Source organism: Methylophaga muralis (assembly GCF_001720165.1).
Classification (GTDB): domain Bacteria; phylum Pseudomonadota; class Gammaproteobacteria; order Nitrosococcales; family Methylophagaceae; genus Methylophaga; species Methylophaga muralis.
The window spans coordinates 97,747-105,397 of record NZ_MCRI01000005.1 but is presented as its reverse complement, the minus strand read 5'-3'; the positions used below and the strand labels follow the sequence as shown (position 1 = coordinate 105,397).

The 7,651-nt window shown below is 44.6% G+C and carries 5 protein-coding genes and 1 pseudogene; all 6 read left to right on the top strand.

What is annotated here, in order from left to right:
* Positions 1-193: pseudogene (locus A9E74_RS04280) on the top strand (protein-methionine-sulfoxide reductase catalytic subunit MsrP); the annotation flags it as partial.
* On the top strand, positions 193-795 hold the full coding sequence (gene msrQ / locus A9E74_RS04275) for a protein-methionine-sulfoxide reductase heme-binding subunit MsrQ (protein WP_069295409.1): 603 nt from the start codon (positions 193-195) through the stop codon (positions 793-795). The pseudogene A9E74_RS04280 and the gene msrQ, both read left to right, overlap by 1 nt.
* A gap of 179 nt (positions 796-974) precedes the next feature.
* A complete protein-coding gene (gene aceE, locus A9E74_RS04270; protein ID WP_069295408.1) occupies positions 975-3,629 on the top strand; it encodes a pyruvate dehydrogenase (acetyl-transferring), homodimeric type in 2,655 nt (884 codons plus the stop codon).
* A 3-nt stretch (positions 3,630-3,632) separates the two neighbouring features.
* On the top strand, positions 3,633-4,958 hold the full coding sequence (gene aceF, locus A9E74_RS04265; protein WP_069295407.1) for a dihydrolipoyllysine-residue acetyltransferase: 1,326 nt from the start codon (positions 3,633-3,635) through the stop codon (positions 4,956-4,958).
* On the top strand, positions 4,955-6,748 hold the full coding sequence (gene lpdA / locus A9E74_RS04260; protein WP_069295406.1) for a dihydrolipoyl dehydrogenase: 1,794 nt from the start codon (positions 4,955-4,957) through the stop codon (positions 6,746-6,748). The genes aceF and lpdA overlap by 4 nt, the downstream gene beginning before the upstream one ends.
* Before the next feature lie 107 nt (positions 6,749-6,855).
* Entirely contained in the window at positions 6,856-7,641 is a 786-nt protein-coding gene (locus A9E74_RS04255; protein ID WP_069295418.1) for a DNA adenine methylase, read from the top strand.
* Positions 7,642-7,651: the final 10 nt, after the last annotated feature.

Sequence of the window (7,651 nt, the reverse complement as noted above, 5' to 3'; positions counted from 1 at the left end):
TTGGGTTCAGGCTAATGCTGGTGAGTATGGGTTTTATTCAAATGTTAATCCAGAAGTTAACCATCCACGCTGGAGTCAGCGTCGTGAAAGACGTATAGGTGAATTCCTCAAACGTGAAACACTTATGTTTAATGGCTATGGCGAAGAAGTTGCAGAGTTATATACCGGTATGGATTTAAAACGTTATTTCTAATGGGTAAACATATCTCCAGAGCTAAATGGCTGGTTTTCTGCGTTTGCTTATTGCCACTATTTTGGCTTGTTTATGCCTTATTAAACGATCAATTGGGTGCCAACCCGATTGAAGCTGTGACCCGTGACACCGGCTTGTGGGCTTTGCGATTTATTATGCTGACATTATTGATTTCGCCGTTACGCAAACTGACCGGCATCAATGAATTTATTCGTTTTCGCCGCATGCTGGGCTTATTTGCCTTCTTTTATGCCAGCGTACATATGCTGCTTTACTTAGGGCTGGATCAGTTTTTTGATGTACAGGAAATTTGGCTGGACATTATCAAACGACCATTTATCACGGTGGGATTCATCAGCTTTCTGTTACTGATTCCATTAACGATTACTTCTACCGATAAGATGATAAAAAAGCTCGGCGGGCGACGCTGGAAAAAATTACATTATTTAATTTATCTGATTGTCGTGCTTTCTTGTTTGCATTTTTATATGCTGGTCAAGCAAGATAAAACTGAGCCGGTAATTTATCTGCTCATTGTTATTCTGTTACTGGGATTCAGAGTGCTTAGCCAGCGTCGGCGTCATCAAGTAGCGAGTTCCTAAAGCCAATTCACTTGGCGTTTACGGCTTTTTATCCGTAATAAATATTTCCACAAGGTTTTGATTTTCTTGCCAGAATGGCGCTGCATCAGGCTTTTGTCGACGTGTCAGAGTGTCAATTAAACAAAAACTGTTACAATGTGCGGCTGTAATTTATCGCGTTGAGATTTAAGAAGGTATATATGACTGATTTTGTCGATCACGATCCACAAGAAACGCAAGAATGGTTGGACGCTCTCGAGTCTGTGCTTGAAGCGGCCGGTGACGAAAAAGCCCATTACATTATTGAAAAACTCATTGATAAGGCCCGCCGTAGCGGTGTAAACCTGCCTTACAGTGCCAATACCGCATACGTAAATACCATTCCAGTGGATCAGCAGGAGCGTATTCCTGGTGACCAGGCAATGGAACATAAGCTCAGATCGTATATCCGTTGGAACGCGATGGCGATGGTGGTTAAAGCCAATATGAAACCCGGCGCTGTCGGTGGACATATTGCGAGTTTCTCCTCCGCTGCAACACTCTATGATGTTGGTTTCAACCACTTCTACCGAGGCGATAACCATGAAGAAGGCGCCGATATGGTGTTTGTTCAAGGTCATTCTGCACCGGGTATCTATGCTCGCTCTTTCCTCGAAGGTCGCCTGACCGAAGAACAGTTAGATAATTTCCGTTTTGAAGTGGATGGCAAAGGTCTGTCTTCCTATCCTCATCCATGGTTGATGCCGGATTACTGGCAGTTCCCGACAGTATCAATGGGCCTTGGTCCAATTCTGTCTATTTATCAAGCACGTTTCATGAAGTACATGCATCATCGTGAAATCGCCAAAACAGCAGGCCGCCATGTTTGGGCTTACTTAGGTGATGGTGAGATGGATGAACCGGAATCATTGGGTGCCATCACTCTGGCCGGTCGTGAAAAACTCGATAATCTAATTTTTGTCGTCAACTGTAACCTGCAACGTCTTGATGGTCCGGTGCGTGGTAATGGCAAAATTATTCAAGAACTTGAAGCCTTATTCCGTGGGGCTGGCTGGAATGTATTAAAAGTTATCTGGGGCAGCGGTTGGGATCAATTGCTGGCACGTGATACTGATGGCTGGTTGCTGAAACGCATGGAAGAAGTGGTCGACGGCGAATACCAGAATTACAAAGCTAAAGATGGTGCTTATGTTCGTAAGCATTTCTTTGGTAAATATCCAGAGTTGCTGGATATGGTTTCAGATATGACTGATGAAGATATCTGGCACTTGAGTCGTGGTGGTCATGATCCACGCAAGATTTACGCAGCTTATAAACAAGCAGTAGATCATGTTGGTCAACCAACCGTTATTCTGGCTAAAACCGTTAAAGGTTATGGTTTGGGTCAAGCGGGCGAAGGCCAGAACACCACGCATCAGCAGAAGAAAATGGAACTGGAACATATGAAACGCTTCCGCGATCGTTTCAATATTCCTATTCCTGATGATGAAATTGAACAAATTCCTTACATCAAACTTGATGATGACAGCGCAGAGAAAAAATACCTGCTGGAACGTCGTGAAGAGTTAGGCGGATTTATTCCAAAACGTAATCACAGTGCACCTGCGCTGGAGATTCCACCATTAAGTATTTTTGATGCTGTACTGAAAGATAGTGGCGATCGTGAATTATCAACCACAATGGCTTTTGTACGGATATTAACCGCATTAATTCGTGATAAGAATATTGGCAAGAATATCGTGCCAATCGTACCGGATGAAGCACGTACTTTTGGTATGGAAGGTTTGTTCCGTTCAATCGGCATCTATTCTTCATCTGGCCAGAAGTACGAACCGGAAGATTCGGGCAAAGTCATGTGGTATCGCGAAGATACCAAAGGCCAGATCCTTGAAGAAGGCATCAATGAAGCTGGTGCGATGTCAGAGTGGATTTCTGCAGCCACGGCTTACTCCAATTACAACGTTAATATGGTGCCGTTCTACATCTATTACTCGATGTTCGGTTTCCAACGTGTTGGTGATTTGTGCTGGTTGGCCGGTGATATTCAGGCCAAAGGCTTCTTGTTAGGTGGTACAGCGGGACGCACCACACTAAATGGTGAAGGTCTGCAGCATCAGGATGGACACAGTCTGATTCTGGCCAACACTATTCCAAACTGCCTAAGCTACGATCCGACCTATGCCTATGAAATGGCGGTTATCGTCCATGAAGGCATGCGCCGGATGTATGAGAAACAGGAAGGCGTGTTCTATTACATCACTGCGATGAATGAAAACTATACCCATCCGGCAATGCCTGAAGGTGTGGAAGAGGGCATCATCAAAGGTCTGTATCAGTTGAAATCGGGTGGCAAACACAAAGTTAAAGCCCAATTAGTTGGTAGTGGCACCATCCTGCGTGAAGTTGAAGCTGCTGCTGAAATGCTGGAAAAAGACTGGAATGTTTCTGCCAATGTGTGGAGCGCAACCAGTGTGAACGAACTGGTACGTGATGGTATGGATGTGGAACGTTACAACCGTCTGCACCCGACTGCTGAGAAAAAACGCAGCTATATTTCACAATGCCTGGATGATCAGGAAGGTGTAGTTATCGCGTCTACAGATTATATGCGTCTGTATGCCGAGCAATTACGTCCGTGGATCAAACAACGTTATGTTGTACTGGGTACCGATGGTTTTGGTCGCAGTGATACCCGTGAGAGATTGCGTAGCTTCTTTGAAGTGGATCGTTATCACGTGGTTGTCGCCACCCTCAGCGCGCTGGCTGATGAAGGCACTATTAAATACGATGTGGTCGCAAAAGCCATCAAGCAATACAACATTGATGCTGACGCAACAAATCCAGTTAAGGTTTAAAACATGGCAGATTTAATCGAACTAAAAGTCCCTGATATTGGTGATTTTGATAGCGTTGAAATCATTGAAGTTTTAGTCGCTGAAGGTGATTCAATCAGTGCTGATCAGGAAGTAATCACCATTGAGTCCGATAAAGCGATGATGGAGATCCCATCATCGCTCAGCGGCACCATTAAAGAAATGAAAGTTAAAGTCGGCGATAAAGTCAGCGAAGGTTCTGTTATCGCTTTAATTGAATCCAGTGATTCAGCTGCAACGAGCGAAAAAGCAGAAAAACCAGCTGAGAAAGCTGCTGAAAGCAAGCCGGCAGAGAAAGAAAAACCAGCTGCGGCTGAAAGTAAACCAGCACCAACTCCTACGGTTGCTAACCCAGAACCTGAAAGAACTGAAACACTGCCTTATGCACCGGATACCGGTTCAGCTAAAAAACCTTCACATGCATCACCTTCAGTAAGGCAGTTTGCTCGTGAATTAGGTGTGCCATTGGCCGCTATCGTTGGCAGCGGTCAAAAAGGTCGTATTACCAAAGAAGACGTGCAAAATTTTGTTAAACAGGTGATGAATGCACCTGCACCAAAAGCGGCTGAAGGCGCTGGTATTCCATCTGTTCCGGTAATAAATTTTGAACAGTTTGGCGAAATCGAGAGCAAAGAATTATCCAGAATCAAGAAAATCTCCGGCAAACATTTGCACGCTTGTTGGTTGAATATTCCTCATGTGACGCAGTTTGATGAAGCCGATATCACTGAGCTGGAAGAATTCCGTCAGGAAAACAAAGACATGGCTGCCAAGAAAGGTGTCGGTCTGACGCCATTGGTATTCATTATGAAAGCCGTTGTTGCCTGTCTGAAACAATACCCTGAGTTTAATGCTTCCCTAAGTGAAGACAAACAAAGCCTGATTTACAAAAAGTACTACAACATCGGTGTGGCCGTTGATACGCCAAATGGTTTGATGGTTCCGGTGATTCGTGACGTTGATAAAAAAGGCTTTCTGGAACTTGCCGGTGAATTGGGTGAAATCAGCGCCCGGGCGCGTGAAGGCACTTTAACAGCCAAGGATTTACAGGGTGGAACCTTCTCTATCTCTAGCCTTGGTGGTATTGGTGGTCAATTCTTTACCCCGATTGTTAACGCTCCTGAAGTCGCTATTCTCGGTGTTAGCCGTCATCAGATGAAACCTGTCTGGAATGGTAAGGAATTTGAACCGCGGCTAATGTTGCCATTGTCGATTTCATATGATCATCGTGTAATTGATGGCGCTGCCGGCGCTCGCTTTACTGTGATGCTTAATCAAATGTTGTCGGATATCAGAAAGGTATTGTTATGAGTTTGATTGAAGTCAAGGTACCGGATATCGGTGATTTTGATGCAGTTGAAATTATTGAAATCCTGGTTGCTGAAGGCGATTCAATTAGTGAAAATCAAGACATTATCACGCTTGAATCAGATAAAGCCGCGATGGAAATCCCTAGCTCTGCTGCCGGTATTATCAAGTCTTTGAAAGTTAAAGTTGGTGATAAGGTAGCTCAAGGTGATCTGATTCTGACGTTGGAAAGCGAAGCTGATTCTGCAACTGAAGAAAAACCGGCTGAAACGGAAAAAGAATCTGCCAAGCCTGCCGAAACAAAAGCAGAAAAACCTGCTGAAAAACCCCAGGCTGCCCCAACTGCCAAGGCTGAACTAGCAACCGATGCCGATATGCAAGCCGAAGTAGTGGTTTTAGGATCCGGCCCTGGTGGTTATACGGCAGCATTTCGTGCAGCGGATTTAGGCAAGCAGGTGATTTTGATCGAGCGTCATCAACGCATCGGCGGTGTTTGTTTGAATGTCGGTTGTATCCCGTCAAAAGCATTATTGCATACCGCTCACGTGATTAATGAAGCTAAACATATTGCTGAAAATGGTGTGACGTTTGGTGCGCCAAAAATTGATATTCGCAAAGTCGCAGATTGGAAAGACAGCATTGTTTCCAAGTTGACTGGCGGATTATCGGCTTTGGCCAAGCAGCGTAAAGTCACCGTCGTACATGGTGAAGCCCAATTTGCCGGTACAAATTTGATTCAGGTCAAAACTGACGATGGCGTTAAAACTATCAGTTTTGAAAACTGCATTATTGCCGCTGGTTCGCGGGTAACTAAAATTCCAGTTTTCCCTAATGATGATCCGCGGATGATGGATTCTACCGATGCGTTGGAATTGGAAGATATTCCGAAAAAACTGCTGGTTATTGGTGGTGGCATTATCGGTCTGGAAATGGCCACTGTATATAACGCGCTGGGTTCTGAAATCAGTGTGGTTGAATTGCAGGACAGTTTGATTCCTGGCGCCGATAAGGATCTGGTCAAACCATTGCATAACCATATTCAAAAACAATACAAAGCGATTTATCTGAAAACCAAAGTCAGCAAAATCGATGCAATGAAGTCAGGTCTCAAAGTCACTTTTGAGGGTGATAATGCGCCGGAACCACAAACCTACGACAAGATCCTGGTTGCGGTTGGCCGTTCACCAAACGGTAAATTGATTAATGCAGAAGCGGCGGGCGTAACCGTCAATGATTATGGCTTTATTGAAGTCAATCAACAGATGCAAACCAATGTGCCGCACATCTATGCGATTGGTGACATTGTCGGCCAACCGATGCTGGCACATAAAGCAACACATGAAGGCAAAGTTGCTGCAGAACATATTGCTGGTAAAAAGGTAGCCTTTGATCCGATGACAATTCCTTCGGTGGCTTATACCGATCCTGAAGTTGCCTGGATGGGACTCAGTGAAGATGAAGCCAAGAAGCAGGGTATTGAATACGTTAAAGGTGCTTTCCCTTGGGCGGCAAGTGGTCGCAGCTTGAGTGTTGATCGTGATGAAGGTTTAACCAAAGCACTGTTTGATAAAGAAACCGGTCGTTTACTCGGTGCCGGTATTGTCGGACCAAATGCCGGTGAGTTAATTGCTGAAGCGGTATTGGCACTGGAAATGGGGGCTGATGCAGAAGATATTGGCTTAAGCATTCATCCACATCCGACCTTGTCAGAAACCTTTGCCTTTGCTGCCGAAATGGCTGAAGGTAATATCACGGATTTAATGCCGCCACGTAAAACATTACATAGTAAATAAGTTAATGTCAGCTGTTCAGAACAACCCCGTTGTTCTGAACAGCTTTATCCATAATTCAGTGATGAACTGCCTTGCATGCCGCGGATCCAGCCAGTGATAACTCAGCTATGACCAGAGATGATTCTGTGCTTAAACCGCCTTTAAAATGGGCGGGGGGCAAACGCTGGCTAATTCCGAAACTGTTAAAGTTGTGGAAGAAGTTTCCCGAACATCGACTGGTCGAACCCTTTTGTGGTGGTTTGTCCGTTGCTTTGGGATTAAATCCGCAGCAAGCTTTATTAAACGATGTAAACCCGGCACTGATTAATTTTTACCGCCAATTACAGCAAGGCTTAACCATCGATTTGCCACTGGCAAATGATGAACAGCTTTATTACCAATATCGTAAACAATTCAATGATATCGCTGCAGATAATGAAGTTGAACGTGCTCAATTATTTTATTATCTGAATCGAACTGGTTATAACGGCTTATGTCGGTTCAATAAAAGCGGCGGTTATAACGTGCCATTCGGGCGTTATAAAACCATCAATTACGTCAGTGACTTTGCGCCCTACCAATCTGTTTTAAGCAGGTGGGAATTCAGCAACACCGATTTCGCCAACCTTACTCTTCAGCAGAATGATTTTATCTATGCTGATCCACCTTATGATGTGCCTTTTCGACAATATTCCCAGCAAGGTTTTGACTGGGAAGATCAGGTGAGATTGGCTGAGTGGCTGGCAAAACATGATGGACCGGTGGTGTTGTCTAATCAGGCTACAGACAAAATTAAAAAGCTCTATCGTGATCTAGGATTTAGCTTGAGATACCTTGATGCACCTCGCACCATTAGCTGCAAAGGTGATAAACGCCAGTCAGCAAGAGAAGTGCTTGCTTTACGCGGATTTTGATACAATAACG

What these genes read in the sequence shown, in the direction of transcription:
- lpdA (WP_069295406.1), top strand. Translation starts at nt 4,955, where the DNA reads ATGAGTTTGATTGAAGTCAAGGTACCGGATATCGGTGATTTTGATGCA.
- msrQ (WP_069295409.1), top strand. Translation starts at nt 193, where the DNA reads ATGGGTAAACATATCTCCAGAGCTAAATGGCTGGTTTTCTGCGTTTGC.
- aceF (WP_069295407.1), top strand. Translation starts at nt 3,633, where the DNA reads ATGGCAGATTTAATCGAACTAAAAGTCCCTGATATTGGTGATTTTGAT.
- aceE (WP_069295408.1), top strand. Translation starts at nt 975, where the DNA reads ATGACTGATTTTGTCGATCACGATCCACAAGAAACGCAAGAATGGTTG.
- A9E74_RS04255 (WP_069295418.1), top strand. Translation starts at nt 6,856, where the DNA reads ATGACCAGAGATGATTCTGTGCTTAAACCGCCTTTAAAATGGGCGGGG.